Here is a 22,702-nt window from a genome sequence, read left to right as displayed (position 1 = left end):
TCATCGGCGTCCGAGAACGTCTCGTCGGGCTCCCGCGTTCCGGGGGCGGGCGCCCACTCCTCATGACGACGACAGGAAGGACGTGTGCGCCCATGCGCTCACACACAATCGGGAAGCACCGTCTCCCTCGAACTCCGCGCCCGTGGATCGCCGCCGCAGCCGGTCTCGCCGTGGTCGCAGCCGGCATCGCCATGGCCGGCCCGGCCTCCGCCGCGCGACCTCAACCCCTCTCACCTCCGCTGCTCACCCCCGCCGACGGCTCGTTCCTGGAAGGAACGGCCACCTTCGCCGCGACGCCCGTGACCGCCGGCGACTCGGTAACCAGCCTCACCGTCGACGGCACACCGGTCATCGCCGAGACGACGCTCGGTGTCTCCCACCTGGTGTACGACGTCGGCACGAACTCGATGGACGCCGCGTTCGGCAACCACGTCGAGGTCAACGGACACCGCATCGACCCTCCGCGCACGGCCGTCTCTGAGCGCGTGTCCCTCGAGGTGCCGAACGAGTTCCTCGTCGCCGGCGACAACACCGTCGTCTTCCAGGCCGGCGGCCGGGACGCCGACTGCGGGGTCAACTTCGACGACTTCACGATCTCCGACGTCGACCTCGAGCTACTCGGCGAGACGGCCGACGGCGAGAAGAACGAGTACACGTACGCGATGGGCGACGGTTCCTGCGGCTCGAACCCCGGACTGACCAAGACGGCGACGCTCACCTTCACGGTCGACGGCGACCCGCGACGGACGACGGGCCTGTCCGCCGAGGTCGACACGACGACCCTGGCGAACGGGCGTCACAAGATCGTCGCGACCACTAGGTCCCGCGCCCGTACGACGAACGCCGTCCGCGTCAACAACACGCCGGTCGGTGCCCCCTCCCTCACCCCGACCGACGGCACGCTCGCGAACGGGCGTCAGCCCGTGATCGCCTCCCAGCCGGCCGCCTCGGACGGTGGCGTCGGGTCGATCACGGTGGATGGGAAGGCGCCGCCGACCAGGACGACCCTCGGCACCGGGGCATCGACGTTCAGCTTCGACGTCGGCAGCAACGCGATCGAGTTCCGCTACCAGAACTCCCTGCGGGTCAACGGTCACACGGTCTCCCTCGGCGGTGACCACGCGAGCACGCGGGTGGACCTGGCCGTGCCGAACCGCTACCTGGTGCCGGGTCGGAATACGCTCACCGTCGTCACGGGCGACATCGGCTCGACCTGCGGGGCGAACCGCGACGACTTCGACATCGCCAACCTGGCCCTCACCCCGAGCGAGGGGACGGCGACACCGGTCGACGTCGCGGCGTCGTACTCCCTCGGCGACGGCAACTGCGGGTCGTCGACGAAGCCACGCGAGGTCGAGCTGCGGTTCGACGTCGAGGCGACGGGTGTCAGCACGTACCAGACCCTCGGCTCCGGCGACGCCGTCCTCGCCTTCGACGTCGGCAGCAACGCGATGGACGCCGCGGCCGGCAACTACCTTCTGGTCAACGGCATGCGGCAGGAGGTCGAGAACTACGCCGGCGAGCGGGCACGGATCACGGTGCCCAACGACTGGCTGCTGCCGGGGCACAACGTCGTCGAGATCGTGACCGGCACGTACGCCGGCGAGTGCCCGAACCGCGACGACTTCGTCCTCTCGAACGTCGAGCTCGTCCCGGCCGACGGGTCGGCGGCACCGATCGGGCTCAAGCCCACCTACGGCATGGGCGACGGCGGCTGCGGCTCGAACGTCACGTCGTTCACCGAGGTCGACCTGCACTTCGAGGTCGACGCCGCGGCGCGGGGGCGCCGCGCTGACGTGCAGACCGCCGACCTCGCCGACGGCGAGCACCAGGTCGTCGCCGCGTCGACCACCGGCGAGAAGGCGACGCGCACGCTGGTCACCGACAACACCGCCCCGGCGGTCGCGTCCAGCGCGCCGGCGGCCGGGGAGACGATCACCGCCGCAACGGTCCTCGCGGTCGAGGTCGAGGACGCCTCCGGGGTCAGCGACGGCCCGGTGCTCACGCTCGACGGCGAGCCGATCGAGCAGGGTGCCGTGGTCGGTCCCGGGCTGTCGGCGGGCGAGCACACCCTCGCGGTCACCGCGACGGACGCGCTCGGCAACACGGCTGCCCGGAGCGTCGTGTTCAGGTCGGCCGGGATCCCGGACGAGCCGACGGACCTCGCGCCCGCCTCGGGCTCGCGCGACGTCGCACGCACGGCGACCCTCTCGGCCACGGTCGCCGAGCCGGACGGGGGCCCGGTCAGGGCGACGTTCTCGGAGGCCGAGATCCTCGAGCCCCACCGTGGCTGGCAAGGCACGGCCGATGCGGTGCCGACGACCCTCCAGGTCGCCGGCGAGGACGGGGTACGCGACCTGCGTACGCTCGCCCCCGGCGACGACCGCACCCTGGCTGCGCCCCGCGGGTCCGGAGTGACGTTCCAGCGGTTCGACATCGCCGTCCGCGGCCGGGTCGAGGCGCCGGTCCTGAGGTGGGAGGGCACGATCGACCCCGAGCGCGTGGCGTCCTTGCGGGTGTGGAACCGCGACACCCGCGCGTGGGACGTCGTGGCCTCCTCCCCCGGCAGCGTCGGTGCCGCGACCGTGCTCGACGCCACGATCGACGCCGACTACGTCGACCGCGGCAAGGTGCACGCGATGGTCACCGGTGAGGATCCGTTCGCCGACGACCTGGAGTCCACCGTCGACACCAGCTTTGCCGACCCGGCCGGGTACGACTTCGCGATCGCGCACTACACGGACACGCAGTACCTGTCCGAGGGTGCGGTCGAGCAGGAGACGGCGGCCGAGCGTGCGGTGTGGGCGACGGCGTACACGAGGCTCACCGAGTGGATCGCTGAGAACGCCGACGACCGCAAGATCGCCTACGTCGCGCACACCGGCGACATCACCGAGAACAACATCAACGCACCGACGACCGACGAGATGCGTCAGCAGATCACGGGCGAGTTCGAGACGTCCTCGGGGGCGCAGGGGATCCTGGACGCCGCCGGCGTACCGAACGGTGTCGTGGCCGGCAACCACGACAACCAGCGCGGTCTCGAGATCGGACCGGAGTCGACGTTCAACCAGTACTACGGTCCGGGTCGCTACGCGTCCGCGGCCGCATCCTGGGAGCACGCGTCGTACGGCGGTCCGTGGCGTGAGGGCGACAACCAGAATCACTACGACCTGTTCAGCGCCGGCGGCCTGGACTTCGTCGTGGTCGGGCTGTCGTTCGGCGTGACGAAGGAGGAGGCCAACTGGGCCGAGTCCGTCTTTAAGGCCTACCCCGACCGCAACGGCATCCTGCTCACGCACGATTACCTGACGCCGTCGGTCCGTGCCGACGGCCGCGACTCCGAGCTGGCGGCGCCGGACGGGTCGACGCTGTTCAACACGGTCGTGCTCGACAACCCGAACGTGTTCCTGGTGCTCGCCGGGCACCGGCACGGAGTCGGCACGAACGTGAAGCCGAAGATCGGCGACGTCGGGCACGGCGTGGTCGAGCTGCTCGCCGACTACCAGGCGTACACGGTGGACGCGGACCGGCTCGGGCTCACCGAGATCGGCGGCTACCTCCCGACCGACCGGCTGCGCTTCGGCGCGAGCTTCCTGCGGATGCTGCAGTTCGACGTGGAGCGGTCGCAGATGGTGGTCGACACGTACTCGCCGTTCCTGGACGACTTCGGTGCGAACGACTTCGACCCAGACGCCCGGTACGACGGTTCCGAGGACGACACGGTGTTGCCGGTCGACCTCTCGAGCCGTGCGACGACGTTCTCGACGGACGCGCTGGCGCTGTACGTCCCCTCGGACGTCATCGCCTCGACGACGGTGGACTCGGGCGAGGTTGCGTCGGTCCAGTGGACCAGGCTGCGGCCGGACACGGTCCACACGTGGTTCGTGACCGCACGGTCCTCGGGTGGTGGCGAGACGTCGTCGCTGCCGAGCGTCTTCGTGACCAAGGACGCGGACGGGCGGCCGGGCCACTTCGGTCCGGACCACCCGGCGTGGCCGTACTTCGCGGGGAAGCGAGGCGAGTGAGGCCGTGAGCTCCTGAGGTCCATGGGCGTCGCCCCGGCCACCGCGGCCCGGGCGACGCCCTCCCCGCTCCTCCTGGAAGGCACCAACGTCCCATGCCCGTGTCCCGACGCCGTCTCACCGGCCTGCTCGTGCTGGTCGCCGGCACGCTGCTGGCGATCGCGCCGAGCGGTCCCGCCGCCGCGCACGACGCGACCACGACGGCGTACCTCGAGGCCACCCAGGTCGCCGGCACCACCGACGTCGAGGTCACGGTCGAGGCGGAGTACGACCTGCTGATGAAGTCCGCGTGGCTGGAGGCGCCGGCGTACGAGGCGACGGCCCGTGACGAGCAACGGCGCCAGCTCGCGCTGAACGCCGACGCCGTCGGGAGGTACGTCACCGATCGGCTCGAGGTCGCGTACCAAGGTCAGGAGTGCACGCCGACGGCCGGCACCGCCGACGTGCGGGAGCGCCGCGGACGTGCCCACGCCGTGGTCCCCGTGACCTTCGGCTGCCCGGCCGGCGACCCCGGTGCCGAAGCGGTGCACTCCGTCTCCAGCACGCTCTTCCCGGACGCCGAGGGGTTCGTGCACAGCACCGAGGCGCTGCTCGTGTACGACCTCGACGAGCGAAGCGGCGAGACGCTGCTCGACGCGCAGACGCCCACGTTCATCGCAGGTGAGCAGAGCACGGCCGAGGAGCTCGGGGAGTTCTTCGTGCACGGCGCCGAGCACCTGCTGTTCGGGCTCGACCACGTGCTTTTCCTGCTGATTCTCATCCTCGGGTCGCGATCGCTTCGCGAGATCGTGCTGACGACGGCCGCGTTCACCGTCGCCCACAGCGTCACCTTCCTCCTCGCCGCGCTCGGCCTGGTCGACGTCCCGGCGATCGTCGTGGAGCCGGTGATCGCGGCGTCCATCGCGCTCACGGCGGCCGTCTGCCTGTGGAGCGTCGTCGTGCGCACCGACCTGGAGCGCACACGTCCGTCGGTGGTCGACCGCCTCCGGTTCCCGGTCGTGTTCGCGTTCGGGCTCGTGCACGGGCTCGGGTTCGCGGGAGCGCTCGGGATCGACGAGCCGTGGTCGTGGGGTCTGCTGGCGGCGCTCGTCAGCTTCAACGTCGGGATCGAGGTGACGCAGCTCGTGATCGTCGTGCTGGTCTTCCCCGCGCTGATGCTGATGGCGCGCCGCGCTCCTCAGGTGGCGCGGGTGGGGACGGCGGCCGCGGCCGGCGCCGTCACGCTGGTGGGCGCGTACTGGACGTTGGAGCGCCTGCTCGCCGGCTAGGTCCGACCCCAGCGCGCGTGGAGCAGGTCCAGGAACGCTGCCGCTGCCGGCGTCGGCTGGGAGCGGCTCCACGCGACGTGCTCCTCCCGCGCGGGCGCGTCGGCGATCGGGACCGTACGGACGTCGGCGAGCGTCGACGCGTACGCGCCGGGGAGCAGCGCGATCCCGAGCCGCTGCGCGACGAGTCGTGCCGCGAGGTCGCCGGTCGTCACCTCGAACGCGACGTGCCGCTCCAGCCCTGCGGCGGCAAACGCCTCGTCCGACTGCAGCCGCCCGGGCGTACCCGCGGTGAAGTCGACGAACGGGTACGGGGCGAGGGTCGCGAGGTCCGTACGACGCTCCCCCGCCAGCGGGTGGTCCAGGGCGACGACGGCGACGTGCTCGTCCCGGCCGAGGATGCTGCTGCGCACGCCCTGCGGCACGCGTCCGGGCGGCAGCCCGAGGAACGCGACGTCCACCGAACCTGCGGCGATCTGCGCCACCAGCTCCTGGCTGCCGCCGGTGCGCAGCGAGACGTCGACCCGGGGATGGCTCTCGTGGAAGTCACGCAGCACGCTCGGCAGGTCGATCACCGTCACCGTCGGGATCGCCCCGAGCCGCAGGCGTCCGCTCACCACGCCGGAGACAGCGGCCGCCTCGGCACGCGCGCGTTCGGCGGCATCGAGGGCCTCGCGTGCGGCGGGCAGGAACGCCTCGCCCGCCGCGGTCGGCACGACACGCCGGCTCGTACGGTCGAACAGCCGCGCACCGACCTCGCGCTCGAGCTTGGCGACCTGATGGCTCAGCGCGGACTGCACGACGTGACACTGCTGTGCGGCGCGCGTGAAGCTGCGGGTCTCGGCGACCGCGATGACGTAGCGGAGTTGCTGGAGCTCCATCCCTCCATCGTCGCAGGTCGATCAATTTGAGTCATGCTTGCTGTGACATCCATGTGTTGGACTCATGGCTTGCCGACCGCGACGCTGGAGGGATGACCCGCCCGCTCCTCCTCCTGATGGCTCTCGCGACCGGCCTGTCGGTCTCCGCGAACTACCTCGCGCAGCCGCTGCTCGACGTCCTCGCGAGCGACCTCGGCATCTCCGAGGCGAGTGCGGGGACGATCGTGACGGCAGCGCAGGTCGGGTACGCGGTCGGGCTGCTGCTCGTGGTCCCGCTCGGCGACCTGCTGGAGCGACGCCGGCTCGCGGTCACGCTGCTCGGCGCGACCGCCGTCCTGCTCGTGGCGTCCTCGTTGGCACCGAGCGGGCGCGCACTCCTGGTCACGACGACGCTGACGGCACTGACGTCGGTCGCGGCGCAGGTCGTCGTCCCGTTCGCGGTGACGCTCGCAGACCCGGCGCGACGCGGGCAGGTCGTCGGCGTGGTGATGAGCGGACTCCTGCTCGGGAGCATCGTGTCGCGCCCGATCTCCGGGGTGCTCTCGCAGCTCGCGGGATGGCGCACGGTGTACGTGGTGTGCGGGGTGCTCGTGGCGGCGGTCGCGGTGGCGCTGTGGCACCGGCTGCCGACGCTGCACACGCCGAGCGGGATCGCGTACCCGCGTCTGATCGGGTCGACGCTCGCGCTCTTTGCTACGCAGCCGGTCCTGCGACGCCGTGCCCTGGTCGGCGCACTGTCCCTCGCGTCGTTCAACACGTTCTGGACCGCGTCGACGTTTCTGCTCGCCACCTCGTACGGGTGGTCGGAGGCGGCGATCGGCGGGTTCGGTCTGATGGGGATCGCGGGCGTCGTGGCGACGCCGGTCGCGGGTCGGCTCGTCGACGCAGGGCGCGCCCGTACGGTCGCACGGGCGTCGACGCTCGCTCTCCCGGTGGCGTGGGGCGCGATCGCGCTCGGCGGAGGAGGCGGCACGGTCGGGCTCTGGTGGCTGCTCCTCGGCGTGCTGGTGCTCGTGGTGGCGCAGCAGATGCTGCTCAACGCCAACCAGAACGCGATCTATGCGCTGGCACCCGAGCTGCGCAACCGGCTCAACGCGGCGTTCATGGCGGCGTTCTTCGTCGGCGGGGCCGCAGGGTCGGCGGCGACGACCGTCGCGTGGGTCGCCGGCGGCTGGGGTGCGGTCAGCCTGCTCGGCGCGGTTCTCGCGGCCTCGACCTGCGTGGTGTGGCTCGAGGGACGGCGGGCGCCGAGGGATCTCGATACGGGCTCCGCTAGCGCTCCGACCAACGGGGCCCAACGCGGCCCCAGTGCCTCACGCGCCGAGCGCGGCTCCGCCGACGTCGCCGTGCGGCATCTCCTTCGCCGGGGATCTGGCCGAACCGTCCCTTGCTGAAGTCCTCGTACGCCTCCATGACCTCCTGACGTAACAGGGAGACATGAGCGCGCAGTCCGCCAGGACGCCGGACGCTGCTCACGCAAAAGGCAACGGTCAGTCGTCGGCAGACGTGCGCAGGTCGATCGATGGGACGATCGCCTCCGGCTTAAACGTGACCCGATAGTGGTTCGGGTCCGCGTACGAGCCTTCGATCTGCTCGACGAAGTACGAGACGTTGTCAGACAGCCCGAGGAAGTGCTTCTTGTAGGCGCCCTTCCCGACCTTGCACGTCACTTCGAGTTGCCCGCCATCGTCCTCGATCGCGCACCGGCCCTCGATCGTCAGAAGGTACTTGTCCGTGATCCCGTTGAAGAACACGACGCGGCGGTCGATCTCGAAGTTGTCGGCCGCCTTCGACAAGTTTTCGCTCACGACCACCGCATCATCTGAACACGCCGTCGTGAGCATGCCGATAGCGACGACACCAGCGAGCGCGGTGAGCGACTTCTTGAACCTCATGTGGCCTCTTAGGACGTCAGGGAACGATCGGGGAGGGAGTCCGCCAGGGCGCCGCGCGCCGCTCAGGGCAAAAGCGAAGCCCCCGGATCCGAGTAAGGGTGCCAGGGGCCGGGGGTCAGCGGATCGGGAGCGGGTCGCGGGTGTAGGGGCCCCGGTCCGCCGCTAAGGCCGCAGCCGTCGGTGATCGATCCGCCGCTGTGGGAGTCGGCGTGGTCGAAGACGCCATCGAGCATGTAGGTCACGGTCTCGAAGCCGCGGTGCGGGTGCCACGGCGTGCCCTTGGGCTCGCCCGGCGCATATTCGACCTCGCCCACTCGACCAGCCAGCCTAGGCTGACCCGCATGACTCACGACGTCGTCATCGTCGGAGGCGGCCACAACGGTCTGGTCGCCGCAACCCTGCTCGCCCGCAGCGGCCTCCGTACGGTGCTGCTCGAACGCCTCGACCACACCGGCGGCGCCGCGGTGAGCGAGCGCCCGTTCCCTGGCATGGACGCGCGGCTGTCGCGCTACTCCTACCTCGTCTCGCTCATGCCGCACGAGCTGGTCCGCGAGCTCGGCCTGAAGCTCGAGCTCCGCTCCCGCGCCACCGCCTCGTACACCCCGTACGAGGGCGGCGGGCTGCTCGTCGAGACGCACGAGGGGCGCGCGACAGCGGAGTCGTTCCGGCAGGCGACGGGGACCGACAGCGAGTACGAGGCCTGGCGGGCGTTCTACGGCGATGCCGAGACGCTCGCGCTGAGCGTCGCGCCGACCCTCCTGCAGCCGCTGCCGACCGCGGAGTCGCTGCGCGAGCAGGTCGGCGACGGCGTCTGGCGCGACCTCGTGGCGGAGCCACTTGGTCGTGCGGTCGAGCGGCGCTTCGCCAGCGACCTGGTCCGCGGCGTGGTCGCGACCGACGGTCTGATCGGCACCTACGCGTCGCTGGAGGACGAGTCGCTGCTGCAGAACCGGTGCTTCCTCTATCACCTGGTCGGCAACGGCACGGGCGAGTGGCGCGTCCCGGTCGGCGGCATGGGTGCGGTGACCGACGAGCTGCGCCGGGTCGCGGAGAAGGCCGGCGCGGAGATCCGTACGGGCGTGGAGGTGACGTCGGTCGACGCCGGGCTCGACGGTGTCGTCGTGCACGCCGACGGACTCACGCTCGAGGCGCGGTGGATGCTGTCGGGCGTCGCCCCGTACGTGCTCGCGGGGCTGCTCGGCGACCCGCTCCCCACGAAGCCGCAGGGCTCGCAGCTCAAGATCAACCTGCTCGTGGACCGGCTGCCGCGCCTGAAGTCGGGCGTCGACCCGAAGGTCGCGTTCGCAGGCACGTTCCACCTCGGCGAGACCTACTCCGAGCTCGCCCACGCGTACGCCGCGCCGTCGCCGGACCTCGCGTGCGGCGAGCTCTACTGCCACACGCTCACCGACCGGTCGATCCTTGGGCCGGAGCTGGCGGCGAGCGACGCGCAGACCCTCACGTACTTCGGGATCCACTGGCCGTACGAGGCCTCCGACACCTATGCGAAGGAGCGCGGCTGGCGCGCCTTCGCGGCGGCGATCGACGCCTACCTCGAGGAGCCGATCGAGTCCGTGCTCGCGCGCGACGCGAACGGCGACCGCTGCGTCGAGGTCAAGACGCCGGCCGACATCGAGTCGGATCTCGCGATGCCGGGCGGCCACATCTTCCACGGCGACCTGCGCTGGCCGTGGGTCGAGCGGCTCGGTCACACACCGGCGGAGCGGTGGGGCGTCCAGACCGGGCACGCGCGCGTGCTGGTGTGCGGGTCGGGCGCGCGGCGCGGTGGTGCGGTCAGCGGCATCGGCGGGCACAACGCGGCGATGGCCGTGCTCGACCACGAGGGCCGGCACGCGTAGGCCAGCAGGCGCATCAGTGATGCACCCGTACTCGCATCACTGATGCTAGGCTGACGGTATGACGCGCACGACCGTCCGACTCGACCCTGATGTCGCCGCAGCCGCAGATCGCCTGCGCCGCGAGCGTCACGTCGGATTGAGCGAGGCGGTGAACGAGCTGGCAAGAGCGGGGATGACCCGCACGTCGTCGACCTCACCGACCCCGTTTCGCCAACGCACCTCCGAGCTCGGCCTTCGCATCGACGTGTCGAATGTCGCTGAGGCGCTCGATCTCCTCGACGAGGCTGAGCCGACCACGTGATCGTCGACGCCAACGTCCTCCTCTACGCGGTCGACAGGACGAGCCCCTTCCACGAGGTGGCCGCAGACTGGCTCGAAGGCGCACTGAGCGGCACCACGCGGATCGGTTTCCCCTGGCCCACACTTCTTGCCTTCCAACGCATCGCGACACACCCGCGCGCCTCGGCGTCGCCACGGTCACCGGCCGAGGCGTGGAGCTTCGTCGAGGACTGGATCCAGGCAGAGCAGGCGTGGATCCCGGTGCCGGGGCCGCGCCACGCCGAGGTTCTCGGACGTCTTCTCGTCGACGGTGACCTTCGGGCCAACCTTGTTCCGGACGCTCACCTCGCTGCCCTCGCCCTCGAGAACGGCGTGGGCGTGTGCTCGTTCGACAGCGACTTCGCTCGCTTCGACGGGCTCTCCTGGCACAACCCTTCTTTGGGGCGGTAGTCAGCAGGTCGGCGTGATGCTGGTCACGCTGCGCCTCGCGGACCCCGCTCGCACCGCCTATCTGAGCATTTTGCGCCGATGATCAGGCGGCTGTTGCGCGTCTCGGCACTCTTGGGCACTGTGAGCACATCACATCGCCGTATGTGAGCCACGCAACAGCCTGATCCAGGCACGTGCCCCCGCAGTGCGAAGGAGCCCCGCCGTGACCGAGCTGGCGATCCGTCCCGTCGAAGCAATGCCGACCGCCCCGGCCCCGTACGATCTGGCCGACCGCTATCGCGCGGGTTCGCCGCCGGTGCTGCTCACGGGCGTCCAGGCGATCGCGCGGCTCCTGGTCGAGCAGCGCGCGCACGACCGCCGCTGCGGCCGGCGTACGGCGTCGTTCGTGTCCGGCTACCAGGGCAGTCCGCTCGGCGGCGTCGACCGCATGCTCGCCGACATGCCGGACGTGCTCGAGGCGCACGACATCCGCTTCGTGCCCGGGCTCAACGAAGAGCTCGCCGCGACCGCGGTGTGGGGCAGCCAGCAGCCGCTCGACCCGGCTGACGCAACGCACGACGGCGTCGTCGGCTACTGGTACGGCAAGGCGCCCGGCGTCGACCGCGCGACCGACTCGCTGCGCCACGCCAACATGTATGGCGTCGACCCGCGCGGTGGCGCCGTGATCCTCGCCGGCGACGACCCGGCCTCGAAGTCGTCTACCGTCCCTGCCGTGAGCGAGCGGACGCTGGCCGCGCTCGGCATCCCGGTCCTCTTTCCGCGCAACGCCGCGGAGGTCATCTCGTACGGTCTGCACGCCGCTGCACTCTCGCGCGCGTCCGGCTGCCTCGTCGCGCTCAAGATCGTCGCCGACGTCGCGGACGGATCCTGGGTGGTCGACCGCCCCGCGGACTCCTTCTCCCCCGTCGTCCCGTCGCTCGAGTGGGGCGGCAAGCCCTGGTCGTACGCGCAGGCTCCGATGATCGTGAACCCCGATGCCATCGTCGGCGCGGAGGCGCAGCTCGTCGGCCCTCGTACGGCGATGGTCCGCGCCTACGCCGCCGCGAACGCGCTCGACGTCCTCGACATCGATCCGCCGCACGCGACGACCGGCCTCGTCGCCGCCGGCACGACGTACGACGCGCTGCGCCAGGCGTTCGTGGACCTCGGCATCTCCGACGACGACCTCGCGACCGCGGGCATCCGCGTGCTGCGCCTCGGCATGATCACGCCGATCGAGCCCGGTGCCGTCGAGCGCTTCGCCGAGGGACTCGACGAGATCATCGTGGTCGAGGACAAGACATCGTTCATCGAGATGCAGGTCCGCGAGATCCTGTACGGCCGTCCGGGCGCGCCGCGCGTGCTCGGCAAGAAGGACGCCGCCGGCCTCTCCCTCGTACCGGCCGACGGCGAGGTCACCTCCGGCAGGCTCCTCGCTCCGCTGCGGCACGTCCTCGGCGACCGCGTCGCCATCACGCCGCCGCGCCCGAAGACCATCGCCCTCCCGCTCCTGACGACGTCGCGCGCGCCGTACTTCTGCAGCGGCTGCCCCCACAACCGCTCCACCGCCGTGCCTGAGGGCTCGCTCGCCGCGGGCGGGATCGGCTGCCACATCATGGTGTCGACGTCCGGCCGCGAGGACAGCGCGGTCACGGGCTTCACGCAGATGGGCGGCGAGGGCAGCCAGTGGATCGGGCAGTCCGCGTTCACGCGCGCGGGCCACACGTTCCAGAACATCGGCGACGGCACCTACTTCCACTCCGGCCAGCTCGCGATCCAGGCGTGCCTGGCCGCCGGCGTGAACATCACCTACAAGATCCTCTACAACGACGTCGTCGCGATGACCGGCGCGCAGGATGCTCAGGGCGCGCTCACCGTCCCACAGCTCACGCACAAGCTCAGCGACGAAGGCGTCGCCCGCATCATCGTCGTCGCCGACGAGCCGCAGCGGCACCGCAAGCGCGCGCTCGCCAAGGGCACGACGCTCTGGCATCGCGACCGGCTCGACGAGGCGCAGCGGATCCTGCGCGACGTCCCCGGCGTGACCGTGCTGATCTATGACCAGCACTGCGCCGCCGACGCGCGTCGCCAGCGCAAGCGGGGCACGCTCCCCGCCCGCAACACGCGTGTCGTGATCAACGAGGCCGTCTGCGAGGGGTGCGGCGACTGCGGCGTCAAGAGCAACTGCCTGTCGGTGCAGCCGGTCGAGACCGAGTACGGCCGCAAGACGCGCATCGACCAGACGTCGTGCAACACCGACTACTCGTGCCTCGACGGCGACTGCCCGTCGTTCGTGACGGTCGAGGTCGACCCCTCGACGAAGTCGCCGCGTCGCGCGACGCCGACGCCTCCGGCCGTCGCCGATCCTGCCGCTCCCCCGCTCCGTGGCACGCACGACGTGTTCCTCGCGGGCATCGGCGGCACGGGCATCCTCACCGTCAACCAGGTGCTCGCGACGGCGGCGCTGCGGGCGGGCTTCGACACCGAGACGCTCGACCAGACCGGGCTGAGCCAGAAGGCCGGACCGGTGACGGGCCACCTGCGCTTTTCGCCGCGTTCGTCCTCCGGCGGCCTCGAGCCGTCCAACCGCCTCACGCCGCAGGGCGCCGACTGCGTCCTCGCCTTCGACCTGCTCGCGGCGACATCCCCGAAGGGCCTCTCGTACGGGGACCCGGCGACGACGGTCGCGATCGCGTCGACGAGCAAGACCCCGACGGGCGACATGGTGTACGACGCGTCGGTCGGCTATCCGGAGACGGCTGAGCTCATCGACCGGCTCGGCACCGTGTCGCGCGACGTCATGACACTCGACGCGCTCGAGGCGGCCGAGGAGCTGTTCGGGAGCACGACCACGGCGAACTTCCTGCTGGTCGGCGCTGCCTATCAGACCGGCGCCCTCCCGATCCCCGCCGCGGCGATCGAGGAGGCGATCGGCCTCAACGGCGTCGCCGTCGACGCGAACGTCGCCGCGTTCCGGTGGGGCCGCGTCGCGGTCGCCGACCCGGCTGCGTTCGCCGCTGCGGCGAGCCCTCGTACGGTCGAGGCGGCGCTGATCGCGGTGCCGGCGGTCGACGCGGCGGGCTTCTCCGACGCGATCCGCGCGACGGTGGCGCGGCGCGCGAGCGACCTGGTGCGGTTCCAGGGGATGGCGACGGCCGAGCGGTATGTCGCACGGGTCGCCGCCGTCCGCGACGCCGAGCGCGTCGTGGGCTCCGACGAGCGGCTCACGCAGGCGGTCGCCACCTCCCTGTTCAAGCTCACCGCATACAAGGACGAGTACGAGGTCGCGCGTCTGCTCACCGACGCCGCCTTCGCCGACGAGGTCGCGCGGCAGGTGCCGGGCGGGTCGCGGATGACCTACAAGCTCCACCCGCCGGCGCTGAAGGCGATGGGCCGCTCGAAGAAGGTCGGCTTCGCGCCGCGCTCGCACGTCGTGCTGCGCGGGCTCGCACGGATGAAGGGGTTGCGTGGCACGCCGTTCGACCCGTTCGGCTACGCGAAGGTGCGCCGTCTCGAGCGGCGTCTCGTGAGCCACTACGAGGGCGTGGTCGACACGCTCGTCGCCGGGCTCAGCGCGGAGTCGTACGAGCGCGCGGTGCGGATCGCTGGGCTGCCGGACGTCGTGCGCGGGTACGAGGACGTGAAGCTGCGCAACGTCGCCACGTACGTCGAGCAGCTGCGCGAGGAAGGCGTACCGGTCGACCTGCTGGTCTGACAGACTCGACCCCGTGCCGCGACTGGACCGCCTCGACGCCGAGATCATCGGGAGACTGACCCGCAACGCACGAGCCGGCGTCGTGGAGCTCGCGGCGGCGCTCGGCGTCGCCCGCAACACCGTGCAGGCGCGACTGAAGCGGCTCGAGGACACCGGTGTCGTACGGGGCTTCCGCCCCGACATCGATCTCGAGGCGATCGGCGTGCCGGTGCAGGCGTTCGTCGACATCGAGCTCGACCAGCGACGCATGGCGCACGTCGTGCAGGAGGTCGCGCAGATCCCCGAGGTGCTCGAGATCATCACGCAGGCCGGGCGCGAAGACCTGCGGGTGCGGGTCGCGGCGGTGACGCACGCCGAGCTCCAGGAGGTCGTCGTGCGGATCATCGACACCCCCGGTGTCCGGCACACGACGTCGACGCTGGCGATCTCGACGCCGCTCCCCTATCGGGTGCAGCCGCTGCTGGAGAAGCTGACCCGCGAGTCCGGCTACGGCCGCTCCCACCCGCCCGTTGGTTGAGCCTGTCGAAACCCGCCCCACCGCCGGTCGAGCCGACACCCGCCGGTCGAGCCTGTCGGGACCCCACCGCCGGTCGAGCCTGTCGAGACCCCTTGCCATTCCAGCAAACGCCTTTGGCACCCACCCCTCCCGTCGGCTATCCCTAAAGGACACCCGCACGACCCGAGGAGCGCGATGACCACCCACGCCGACCACCCCACCACCCCGACCGACCCCACCGAGTTCTGGGAGCAGCGGTACGGCGGCTCCGACCGCGTGTGGAGCGGCAAGCCGAACCCGCTCCTCGTCCGCGAAGTCGCCGATCTCACGCCCGGCACCGCCCTCGACCTCGGCTGCGGCGAGGGCGCGGACGCCGTCTGGCTCGCCACGCAGGGCTGGACCGTGACGGGCGTCGACATCTCCCGTACCGCGCTCGACCGCGCCGCCGCTCACGCGGCTGACGCGGGAGTCACGGACCGTACGGCCTGGGAGCAGCACGAGCTCGGCACCACGTTTCCTGCAGGCTCGTACGACCTCGTCAGCGCGCAGTTCCTCCAGTCCCCCGTCGCCCTCGACCAAGACGGCGTCCTGCGCAGCGCGGCCGAAGCGGTCGCGCCCGGCGGCACGCTCCTCGTCGTCATGCACGGCGGCTGGCCGTCGTGGGCCGAGCCACACGAGCACTCCGTACCCGGCGCCGTCTTCCCGACGCTCGACGAGGTGATGACCGCGCTCGACCTGCCCGAGGACGAGTGGAAGGTCGTGACGCTCGACGGCGTCGCCAGCACCTCTACCGCACCGGACGGCCGTACGGGCACGCGCGTCGACAACGTGTGGCGCCTGCAGCGCGCGGCCTGACCCGTACGACCTGACGGGCGCGTCAGCTCGCGGGGTCGTACTGGAACGCCCGCACCTCCTGCGCACATCGGCAGGATGCTGCGATCTTCGCGGCCCACTCCAGCGCGGCCTCGCGGGACGGCAGCTCCAGGACCGCGTAGCCGCCCTCGAGCTCCTTCGTCTGCGGGTAAGTGCCCTCGGTCACCGTCCCCTCGGCGTCAACGATGACCGGCGGGACGCTCTCGTCGATGCCGCCGCCGAACACCCAGACGCCGGCATCCTTCGCCTCCTGGACGACGGCGTGCGACTCCTCCGACACGGCGCGCAGATCCTCGCCGGACAGGTCCATGGCGGCACTCGGGAACGAGATGAGGTACTTCGTCATCGGGTCGACTCCTTCGATCGCACGACAGATGGAAGACATTCCACCACCGGACGGGTCCTCTACGAGGTCGCCGGGGTGCTGACCCTTCTGAACGCGCTGCGATAGCCGGACGGGGTGGTCAGGAACCTGGCCTTGAACTGTCGCCGGTACGCCGTGGGGTCCGTGAACCCCACGCGCTGTGCGATGACGTCGATCGTCTCGTCACTCGTCTCGAGCAGCTCCGTGCTCCGGTGGAGTCGACGCTCGGTGAGCCAGTCGTAGAAGGTCGAGCCGGTGACCTTCTTGAAATGCCGGCTGAACGTGCGCTCCGACATGTTGACCCGTTGCGCGGCGGCGGCAACCGACACGGGGCGACGTGGGTCTTCGACCACCCACTCGATCAGCTGCTGGATGCGGTCGTCGTCTGCCCGCGCGACGGGCGCCTCGACGTACTGTGCTTGCCCGCCCTCACGGATCGGGGGCACGACGAGCCGGCGAGCCACCGCGTTCGCGATGGCGGCGCCGTGATCCTTCCGGATGATGTGCAGGCTGAGATCGATGCCCGCAGCGGAGCCGGCAGAGGTGAGCACCCGATCGTCGTCCACGTAGAGCACGTCGCGGTCGACCTGGAGTCGGGGATAGCGACGAGCCAGCTCGTCGGCGTAGCGCCAGTGCGTGGCGGTGCGGCGACCGTCGAGCAGACCGGCGGCCGCGAGCACGAACGCTCCCGAGCAGATGGAGACGACGCGCGCGCCGCGTTCGTACGCTGCCCTGATTCCTCTACAGATCTCCTCGGACGGCTCGAGGTCGACAGGCCAGCTGGGGACGATGACGGTGTCGGCCACCGCCATGGCCTCGATCCCTGCTTCGACTTCGAGCTGCATGCCGCCCAGTGCCGCGACTCCGGCGTCGTGAGGGGTGAAGACCTGGACGGCGTACCAGTGGTCGACGTCGAGCTCGGGGCGCTCGAGCGCGAACACCTCGACGACGATCGCCAGCTCGAAGAGCGACATCCGGGGCGCCGCCATCACCGCAACTCGATGTGACGGTCCACGCGGCGACATGGCCGGATCGTACGACATGATGTCCTTCCAGTCACTAGTGAGTGCTCACGCATTCCAGCACCGTTGCCTCTATGCGAATGCGCTCCCACGTTCTGGACCCTGCACCGGCAAGCAGCGAGACGGCCTTGCGGCATTTCGAGGCGAGACTGGCCTTCGAGGCCGACTGCGCGGACGTCTACGCCGACATGCTGGCGGGCATCCAGGGATTCACGCTGCTGGACACTCGATCGCCCGAGCACTACGCGGCCGGGCACATCCCGGGAGCCCTGAGCCTGCCGCACAGGCGGCTCAACAGGGAGACCCTCGAACTGCTCGGCGTCCCGGAGGACGACCTGCTCGTGACGTACTGCGCCGGGCCCCACTGCAATGCCTCGACGCGAGGAGCGATCCGCGCGGCCGCCCTCGGACGCGCGGTGAAGGAGATGCCGGGGGGAATGCTGGGCTGGACTGCGGAGGGCTTCCCGGTCGCGGTCGGCGAAGAGCCTGGCGACCTCGCGAGATGAGGCGCAAGCCACACCGCGCCAGGAGCACCTTCGGCTGGTTGTGGGCGGGCCAGAGTGCCAGCGTGCTGGGAGACCAGGTCACCCTGATCGCGCTACCCCTGGTGGCGGTCGCCCATGCGGGAGGGTCGACGAGCGACATCGCGGTCGTCGCGACCCTGTTGAAGCTGCCGTTCCTGGTGCTCGGTCTTCCGGCCGGCGTCTGGGTCACCCGGTGGGGGCTCGGACGCTCGATGCTGGGCGCCGACCTCGTACGCCTCCTCGTGCTCGGGTTCATCGCGGCGCTCATCCTTCTGCGAGGCGAGTTCTCCATCGTCGTCCTGATGGCAGCCGCCGCTCTCATCGGCTCCGCGACAGTGTTCTTTCAGATCGCGTATCAGTCGATCGTTCCGGAGGTCGTTCCTGACCAGGCAGGTTGGCATCCGGCGAATCTCCGCCTCACCCTGTCGGAGTCATGGGGAATGCTGGCTGGTCCTGCGCTGGGTGGCCTGCTGATCAGCGTCTGGTCGCTCGGGGTGGCGCTGAGCCTGGATGCGCTGACGTTCGCCCTCAGCGCGGCAACGCTTGTCGTGGTCACCTTGTCGCTCCCACCTCCCGCCCGACGTGTGGAGACGGCACCGCTCTTCACCTCCATCCGCGTCGGCTTCCGCTACGTGCTCGACCGTCCGGTGCTTCGCGGGATCATGGTCGTCGGGGCGGTCTTCAACATCGGCGTTGCGATGTTCGAGACGATGCTCGTGCTGTACGGGGTCGAGACGCTCGGCCTCGACGTCGCACAGGTGGGGGTCGCCGTCGCCGCGGGCGGACTGGGGTTTCCGTTGGGCGGCCTCGCGTCCGGGCGGCTGAACCGTCGCTATGGAAAAGGTCGGGTGATGGCACTCGCCGGCATTCCTTCGGTGGCCGGTATCGCTGTTCTCGGGCTTGCCACAGCACCCGTCGCACTCGTACTCCTGGCCACCGGGATGCTGGTGTTCGGCCTGGGGCAAGGAGCGTTCGCCGTCAACGCCGTCACCCTGCGTCACGAGCACGCAGAACCTCATATGCGTGCCCAGGCGACGTCGGTCCACCGCTTCGCGAGTTGGGGCGCGCTGCCGGTAGGGACGTTGTTGGCAGGTCTCGTCGCCGGGGTGCTGGGACTGCGCGCGGTCATGCTCGTCGGCGCCGCGATCTCGGCGCTGTGCCTGGTTCCCCTCTGGTCCCCCGAGATCCGGCGTGCTCCGTGAGGCCGCGACGCCGTGTCGCGGGGCGAGGCCCCTAGCCGGAGACTGCCTTCTCCACCGCCTGCGCCGCTCGCAGCGTCGCCGCGTACGCGCTCGGGCTGACGCCGGTGATGTTGATGAACGCGTGGATGAGATCGCCCGCGCGAGCGAGCTCGGTCGGGACGCCCGCCTCCTCGAGCCGGCGCGCGTACGCGATGCCCTCGTCGCGCAGCGGGTCGAACCCGGCCACCGCCACGTACGCGGGCGCCGCGCCCGCCAGGTCGTCGGCGAGCAACGGCGAGACCCGCGGATCGAGGGCGTGGGCGGGGTCGGCGAGGTAGCGCTCGCGATACCAGTCCATGTGTCGCTCGGTCAGGAAGAATCCGTCGGAGAACTCCTCGTACGAGGGGTGCTTCGTGGACAGGTCGGTGACGGGGAAGAACAGCAGCTGCAGGCATGGCTCGACCGCGGCGCCGCGCAGCGCGAGAGCGAGGACGGCGGTGATGTTGCCGCCGGCGCTGTCGCCTGCGACGACGATGCGGGACGGGTCGAGACCCCACACAGGTGCCTGCGCGACGGCGTACTCCCACGCCGCGAGCCCGTCCTCGATCGCCGCCGGGAACGGGTGCTCGGGCGCGAGCCGGTAGTCGACCGAGAGCACGTCCACGCCGGCGTGCAGCGCGAGGAACCGTACGGCGGAGTCCGTGCTCACGCGGCTCCCGAGCACCCAACCGCCGCCGTGGAAGTAGACGACCAGACCGCGCGACTCCCCCGCCTTGGCGCGATAACGGGTCGCGGGGATGTCGCCGTGTGCGGACGGGATGAAGAGGTCTTCCTCGACAGCGAACGGCGGGAACGTGTCGGCGAAGACGAGTGCCTCCTCCTCGATCTGACGACGCGCGACGTCGACCGGCTTGGTCGAGAAGTCGGATCCGGGGATGCGGTTGAGCACGCCCAGCGCAGTCGCGACCTCGGGCGCGAGGCGCTCGCCGTCGCGGTTGACCGGGGCGCCCGCGCCCAGGCGTGCGATGACGGCCTGCGGGAGCCGGGCGAAGCCGCGGATCGCGGCCCGCTCGAGCCGCAGCGGGAGGGACAACGTGCGCGAGGTAGCGTCGCTCATGGGGGCTCCTTCGGGGGCTGGTGCCGCATTTTCGCAGGCGCACGGACGGCGCGGGAGACCCGTGTCACAGGGCGCCCCCTCGATTAGGAGCGGTTGGGGTCCCCTGCTAGAGTTCCTACTGCTTCGAGCGACGGCTTAGAGGCACCACGCGCCATTAGCTCAATAGGCAGAGCAGCTGACTCTTAATCAGCGGGTTCGGGGTTCGAGTCCCTGATGGCGCACCATCCAACGAAGGCCAGGCATCGCATCGATGCCTGGCCTTCGTCCGTACTCACCGCCGTTGAGCGCGGACGTACCCATGGTCTGGGTCGGTCGCCATGGTCGCCGGTGCCGTGCGGGGCCAGGTCCAGGCGTACCGCACGATGAGGGCGAGAAGGATCAGTTCCAGGACGACGCCGAGGCCGTAGAAGGCCAGCCAGATCTCGCCCGCCACGTTGAATGCCGTGACGGGGACGTAGACCGCGGCCACGACGAGGTTCGTGAGGCGGTTCGCCCGGGCTGGCAGCGTCATCGACAGCACGACCATGAAGATCGGGATGGCCATGAGGGTCAGCGCCGTGGTCGAGAAGGTCTGAGAGAGGTCGAAAGTGAAGACCTTGCCGTCGAGGATGTCTTCGATGATGCCGGGCGTGAAGAAGTTCAGAATGTCCACGTAGGCGTACAGGAACATGAAGCTCGTCCACGCTGCGGCGAGCTTGGCTCTCACCGGGATCGGCTGGTCGTCCAGTGCGGTGGTGGGTTGACGTGTTCTCATCATGGGCTCCGTTGGTGTGGTGAGGATCGGTAGGTCCACGCTCGCCGAGCCCGGCGGCGGGCGCCTCGGCCCGGAGGCCGGAGTTCGCCTGGCCGATGGCATGACCTCTCTCTCGTTCTTTCGGCGGGTACGCCGAGGCGCGCGGATCCCTACGCTGGAGCCGTGGTCACTGTCTGGCGCTCCCTCTGGCATGAGCCGCGGCCTGCTGACGCCCCACCCCTCGGTCGTCTCGACTGGCTGGTGGTGGGCGTGTTCGCGGCCGCCGCCTTGGGCGAGGGCATCGTTCGGCCGGGCTTGGCCTGGCGACCCCTTGTGACGGTGCTCGCCCTGGCGCTGGTGCCTGCCCTGCTCTGGCGGCGGGGCCGCCCTCTGACGGCCGCCCTGGTCGGGTGGGGCGTCGCCGGGCTGCTCTCGGTCCTCCAACTGACTGCGCACGCCGGGGACCTCGGCCTCTACTCCATGATGGCCGTTCTGATCCTGCTCTACTCCCTGGTGCGGTGGGGCTCGGGACGGGAGATTGTCTTGGGGACGGCGTTCGTGACCGTCGTCGTCGCGCTGGGGGTGTACGCCTCCTCCGCGGGCTGGGCCGACCTTTTCGGCGGGAGCGTCCTGTTGCTGTTGGTCGTCGCCCTCGCAGCGGTGTTCCGCTACCGCGCGGACCTCTGGCATCGCCAACAGCGCGAGATCCGCAATCAGGAGCGGGTGGCGCTGGCGCACGATCTGCACGACATCGTGGCCCACCACGTCTCGGCCATCGCGGTGCAGGCGCAGGCCGGTGGCGTGGTCGCCGGCATTCAGCCTGAGAGGGCAGCCGAGGTCCTGGCCGCGATCGAGTCTGAAGCGTCGCAAACCCTCGTGGAGATGAGATCCATGGTGCGGTTGCTGCGTGAGGAGGAAGCCGTCGCCTACTCACCGCAGCTGGGTGTCGCGGACCTGCCTGCTCTGGCGCGCGCCTACGCGACGCCCACCATCGAGGTCTCGCTGGACGGTTCGTTGACCCGGCTGGCACGGCCCGTGGACGCCGCGCTCTACCGGCTTGCGCAGGAGTCGCTGACCAACGCCGTACGGCACGCCCCGAGCGCGACCCGCGTCGGGATCGACGTACGCCGGGAGGGCGACACCGTCAGGCTGCGTGTCAGCGACGATGGGCAGACCGAGCCGGGGCCAGTCCCGGAGCCTGGGTTCGGCCTGCTGGGCATGGCAGAACGCGCCCAGCTCCTCGGCGGATCGTTCTCCGCGGGGCCGGGATCCGAGGGTGGCTGGGTCGTCGAGGCCGTGCTGCCGGTGGAGGCGCAGGCATGAGCATCCGTGTCGTCGTAGCCGACGACCAGGACCTGGTCCGGACCGGGCTGGTGATGATCCTCGATGCGCAACCCGACCTCGAGGTCGTGGGGGACGCAGCAGACGGGCTCGCAGCGCTCGACCTGGCGACCCGGCTGCGTCCCGATGTCCTCCTCGTCGACATCCGGATGCCCGGGCTCGACGGCGTCGAGGTGACCCGGCGCCTGGCCGGGCCCGACGTGACGGACCCGATGGCGGTCGTCGTGATCACCACCTTCGACCTCGATGAGTACGTCCTCGGCGCCCTACGCGCCGGCGCCCGCGGCTTCCTGCTCAAAGACGCCGGGCCCGAGCTCCTCGTACAGGCCATCCACGCGGCGGCCAACGGGGACGCGCTGATCGCCCCCAACGTCACCCGCCGGCTGTTGGCGACCTTCGCCGACCAGGCGCCAGTCGTGCCGGTCCAGCCCATCGACCCGCTCACCGAGCGCGAGGAGGAGGTGCTCGCGCTGGTGGCACGGGGCTGGACCAACGCCGAGATCGCCATTGAGCTTTTCGTCGGCCTGAGCACAGTCAAGACCCACGTCGCCTCGTTGATGACCAAGCTCGGCGCCCGCAACCGGGTCGAGATCGCGATGTGGGCATACGACGCCAGACGCGTGAGAGCCGATTAGTCCCGCCGCTTCGACCAGACGGGTGATCCGAAGCTCGTGATCGTCGTGGTCGTCGCGACGCCCGTTCG

The 22,702-nt window shown here is 70.6% G+C and carries 20 protein-coding genes and 1 tRNA gene; 14 read left to right on the top strand and 7 right to left on the bottom strand.

Annotation, left to right across the window (positions count from 1 at the left end; translation table 11 throughout):
- The first annotated feature begins 92 nt into the window (after positions 1-92).
- Complete coding sequence (locus tag ACFSDF_RS15995) at positions 93-4,028, top strand: metallophosphoesterase (protein WP_377158262.1); 3,936 nt, start codon at positions 93-95, stop codon at positions 4,026-4,028.
- A 98-nt stretch (positions 4,029-4,126) separates the two neighbouring features.
- The gene (locus ACFSDF_RS15990; protein ID WP_377158260.1) at positions 4,127-5,293 is read left to right on the top strand and encodes a HupE/UreJ family protein; all 1,167 of its coding nucleotides are present in this window, start codon (positions 4,127-4,129) and stop codon (positions 5,291-5,293) included.
- Here the strand turns inward: ACFSDF_RS15990 and ACFSDF_RS15985 are convergent.
- Positions 5,290-6,171: a LysR family transcriptional regulator gene (locus ACFSDF_RS15985; protein ID WP_377158258.1), complete on the bottom strand. Its 882-nt coding sequence runs from the start codon at positions 6,169-6,171 to the stop codon at positions 5,290-5,292. The two genes, ACFSDF_RS15990 and ACFSDF_RS15985, sit on opposite strands and share 4 nt — an antisense overlap.
- 92 nt (positions 6,172-6,263) lie before the next feature.
- Here ACFSDF_RS15985 and ACFSDF_RS15980 point away from each other — a divergent pair, with 92 nt between their 5' ends.
- Positions 6,264-7,565 (top strand): MFS transporter, encoded by a 1,302-nt coding sequence (locus ACFSDF_RS15980; protein WP_377158256.1) that lies wholly within the window; start codon positions 6,264-6,266, stop codon positions 7,563-7,565.
- 96 nt (positions 7,566-7,661) lie between these two features.
- Here ACFSDF_RS15980 and ACFSDF_RS15975 read toward each other — a convergent pair whose 3' ends face one another.
- The gene (locus tag ACFSDF_RS15975; RefSeq protein ID WP_208322373.1) at positions 7,662-8,066 is read right to left on the bottom strand and encodes a beta-sandwich lipoprotein; all 405 of its coding nucleotides are present in this window, start codon (positions 8,064-8,066) and stop codon (positions 7,662-7,664) included.
- Positions 8,067-8,128: 62 nt separating this feature from the next.
- A complete protein-coding gene (locus ACFSDF_RS15970) occupies positions 8,129-8,380 on the bottom strand; it encodes a pirin family protein (RefSeq protein WP_243842983.1) in 252 nt (83 codons plus the stop codon).
- 27 nt (positions 8,381-8,407) lie between these two features.
- Between ACFSDF_RS15970 and ACFSDF_RS15965 the strand changes: the two genes are divergently transcribed.
- The 6 genes from ACFSDF_RS15965 to ACFSDF_RS15940 all read left to right on the top strand — a co-directional run bounded on the left by ACFSDF_RS15965 (position 8,408) and on the right by ACFSDF_RS15940 (position 15,699).
- Positions 8,408-9,925: a phytoene desaturase family protein gene (locus ACFSDF_RS15965; RefSeq protein WP_167250226.1), complete on the top strand. Its 1,518-nt coding sequence runs from the start codon at positions 8,408-8,410 to the stop codon at positions 9,923-9,925.
- A gap of 58 nt (positions 9,926-9,983) precedes the next feature.
- The gene (locus ACFSDF_RS15960) at positions 9,984-10,226 is read left to right on the top strand and encodes a ribbon-helix-helix protein, CopG family (protein WP_167003991.1); all 243 of its coding nucleotides are present in this window, start codon (positions 9,984-9,986) and stop codon (positions 10,224-10,226) included.
- Positions 10,223-10,654, top strand: coding sequence for a type II toxin-antitoxin system VapC family toxin (locus ACFSDF_RS15955; protein WP_377158253.1), 432 nt, complete (start codon positions 10,223-10,225; stop codon positions 10,652-10,654). Before ACFSDF_RS15960 ends, ACFSDF_RS15955 begins: the two co-directional genes overlap by 4 nt.
- A 202-nt stretch (positions 10,655-10,856) precedes the next feature.
- On the top strand, positions 10,857-14,348 hold the full coding sequence (locus ACFSDF_RS15950; RefSeq protein WP_377158251.1) for an indolepyruvate ferredoxin oxidoreductase family protein: 3,492 nt from the start codon (positions 10,857-10,859) through the stop codon (positions 14,346-14,348).
- Positions 14,349-14,361: 13 nt separating this feature from the next.
- Positions 14,362-14,865 (top strand): Lrp/AsnC family transcriptional regulator, encoded by a 504-nt coding sequence (locus ACFSDF_RS15945; RefSeq protein WP_377158249.1) that lies wholly within the window; start codon positions 14,362-14,364, stop codon positions 14,863-14,865.
- A gap of 174 nt (positions 14,866-15,039) precedes the next feature.
- Entirely contained in the window at positions 15,040-15,699 is a 660-nt protein-coding gene (locus ACFSDF_RS15940; RefSeq protein ID WP_377158247.1) for a class I SAM-dependent methyltransferase, read from the top strand.
- A gap of 22 nt (positions 15,700-15,721) precedes the next feature.
- On the opposite strand, the gene ACFSDF_RS15935 is transcribed toward ACFSDF_RS15940, so the two are convergent.
- Together ACFSDF_RS15935 and ACFSDF_RS15930 are read right to left on the bottom strand one after the other, a co-directional pair.
- On the bottom strand, positions 15,722-16,063 hold the full coding sequence (locus ACFSDF_RS15935; RefSeq protein WP_377158245.1) for a YciI family protein: 342 nt from the start codon (positions 16,061-16,063) through the stop codon (positions 15,722-15,724).
- 59 nt (positions 16,064-16,122) lie between these two features.
- Entirely contained in the window at positions 16,123-17,106 is a 984-nt protein-coding gene (locus tag ACFSDF_RS15930) for a helix-turn-helix domain-containing protein (RefSeq protein ID WP_377158243.1), read from the bottom strand.
- 125 nt (positions 17,107-17,231) lie between these two features.
- On the opposite strand from ACFSDF_RS15930, the gene ACFSDF_RS15925 reads away from it, so the two are divergent.
- Both ACFSDF_RS15925 and ACFSDF_RS15920 read left to right on the top strand, forming a co-directional pair.
- Positions 17,232-17,609, top strand: coding sequence for a rhodanese-like domain-containing protein (locus tag ACFSDF_RS15925; protein ID WP_208322374.1), 378 nt, complete (start codon positions 17,232-17,234; stop codon positions 17,607-17,609).
- A complete protein-coding gene (locus ACFSDF_RS15920; protein WP_377158241.1) occupies positions 17,606-18,829 on the top strand; it encodes an MFS transporter in 1,224 nt (407 codons plus the stop codon). The genes ACFSDF_RS15925 and ACFSDF_RS15920 overlap by 4 nt, the downstream gene beginning before the upstream one ends.
- 31 nt (positions 18,830-18,860) lie before the next feature.
- On the opposite strand, the gene ACFSDF_RS15915 is transcribed toward ACFSDF_RS15920, so the two are convergent.
- Positions 18,861-19,925, bottom strand: coding sequence for an alpha/beta hydrolase (locus ACFSDF_RS15915; protein ID WP_377158239.1), 1,065 nt, complete (start codon positions 19,923-19,925; stop codon positions 18,861-18,863).
- Positions 19,926-20,073: 148 nt separating this feature from the next.
- On the opposite strand from ACFSDF_RS15915, the gene ACFSDF_RS15910 reads away from it, so the two are divergent.
- A tRNA-Lys gene (locus ACFSDF_RS15910) sits at positions 20,074-20,149 on the top strand.
- Positions 20,150-20,196: 47 nt separating this feature from the next.
- Here the strand turns inward: ACFSDF_RS15910 and ACFSDF_RS15905 are convergent.
- Positions 20,197-20,679: a DUF6326 family protein gene (locus ACFSDF_RS15905; protein ID WP_377158237.1), complete on the bottom strand. Its 483-nt coding sequence runs from the start codon at positions 20,677-20,679 to the stop codon at positions 20,197-20,199.
- A 249-nt stretch (positions 20,680-20,928) separates the two neighbouring features.
- Here ACFSDF_RS15905 and ACFSDF_RS15900 point away from each other — a divergent pair, with 249 nt between their 5' ends.
- Together ACFSDF_RS15900 and ACFSDF_RS15895 are read left to right on the top strand one after the other, a co-directional pair.
- On the top strand, positions 20,929-21,981 hold the full coding sequence (locus tag ACFSDF_RS15900; RefSeq protein ID WP_377158235.1) for a sensor histidine kinase: 1,053 nt from the start codon (positions 20,929-20,931) through the stop codon (positions 21,979-21,981).
- Positions 21,978-22,634, top strand: a complete 657-nt coding sequence (locus ACFSDF_RS15895; RefSeq protein WP_377158234.1) for a response regulator — start codon at positions 21,978-21,980, stop codon at positions 22,632-22,634. Before ACFSDF_RS15900 ends, ACFSDF_RS15895 begins: the two co-directional genes overlap by 4 nt.
- Positions 22,635-22,702: the final 68 nt, after the last annotated feature.

The organism is Mumia zhuanghuii (genome assembly GCF_042681565.1).
Lineage (GTDB): Bacteria > Actinomycetota > Actinomycetes > Propionibacteriales > Nocardioidaceae > Mumia.
This window is presented reverse-complemented; position numbering and strand designations above follow the sequence as displayed.